Origin of the sequence: Pleionea mediterranea, assembly GCF_003148745.1 — a bacterium.
In the GTDB taxonomy this organism is placed as follows: domain Bacteria; phylum Pseudomonadota; class Gammaproteobacteria; order Enterobacterales; family Kangiellaceae; genus Pleionea; species Pleionea mediterranea.
In genome coordinates this window covers 1-1,126 of the sequence record NZ_QGGU01000031.1, presented here as the reverse complement: position 1 = coordinate 1,126, position 1,126 = coordinate 1, and the positions used below count along the sequence as shown (strand labels likewise).

The window sequence follows — 1,126 nt, the reverse complement described above, 5'->3', positions numbered from 1 at the left end:
TTACTGATAGGCTGTTCAAGCCAATCATCATCTGGTAACAAGAAAGAATTAAATCAACACCATAAATTTATTATTGAAGGCTGTACTATAACTTACAATGAGAAAGAACTAGTTCTTGGTGAAGACATAAGCAGCTGGATTGACGTTTTAGGAAGTAACTATCGACAAGGAGGAGCAACCAGAAGATATATTTGGGATAAGATAGGAATTTATGCAAATACTAACTGGAAAGATACACAAGTAATAAGTTTGAGCTTTATTTTTAACTACCCTGATGAATCAATTTCACTTGAATCACGACAGGATGAACTTAATCGATATATTAAAGAAGAAAACCATAAAGCCGCTGAAGAAATACAAAGTGTTATTGAAACAAAAATGTATGTACAGAGCAACCGAGTAAAAGAGTACTTTGAAAATGCTTTAGCGCTAGATGGTGTACTATTAGATGGAGACGTTAATTTTTCTGATATAGAAAATAAGCGGTACATGTACTTTAAAGAAAACTATGATAAATACAAAAATATGAACATTGGCTTCAATACTTTCAGACAGTCTTATACTCCTGAAAGATGGACTTATAATACGATTTGTCCGAATGGTGAAGAATATGGTTTTATTTATCTATTAATTGATAAAAATACTGCCAGCTCCCTTACCATTGGCAACTAATTAAGTCGATGGCACGATAAACTACCAGAATCTGCAACAAGAGCAGCAGGAAAAATCAAAAAAACTATAGCACGCCCTTAACCGGGCGTCCCAACTGGATAACTTAAATTTACTCCACATCGAATACCATTTCCAAAACCAATATTATCAGGTTTCGCTCGTCCCCTTCCAAATACATCTAACCATTTCTCATGATCGCCTAATCCTCCTCCACCTCTGTGGACTTTAAAACGACGCTTGCTCTTTAAATCATAAACTGGATTATTTACCGGACTGTCCTCATAAAACCCACTACTGTACGAGTCTAGCACCCACTCCCACACATTCCCTGACATATCATAAACACCCAAGGGATTTGGTGGAAAACTTCCAGGAGGCTTCGTTCCATATACTTCATGATCTTTAACATTCCGACCATAATCGATCTCACCATTATCAGTTGCAAATTGAACTG

At 36.1% G+C, this 1,126-nt stretch carries 2 protein-coding genes; one reads left to right on the top strand and one right to left on the bottom strand.

Annotated elements, in window-relative coordinates:
• Positions 1 to 672 (top strand): DUF7738 domain-containing protein (locus C8D97_RS18235; protein WP_170115299.1); only part of this gene is annotated, 672 nt, incomplete at its 5' end.
• A 77-nt stretch (positions 673 to 749) separates the two neighbouring features.
• Here C8D97_RS18235 and C8D97_RS17965 read toward each other — a convergent pair.
• Positions 750 to 1,126 (bottom strand): formylglycine-generating enzyme family protein (locus C8D97_RS17965; RefSeq protein WP_146196187.1); only part of this gene is annotated, 377 nt, incomplete at its 5' end.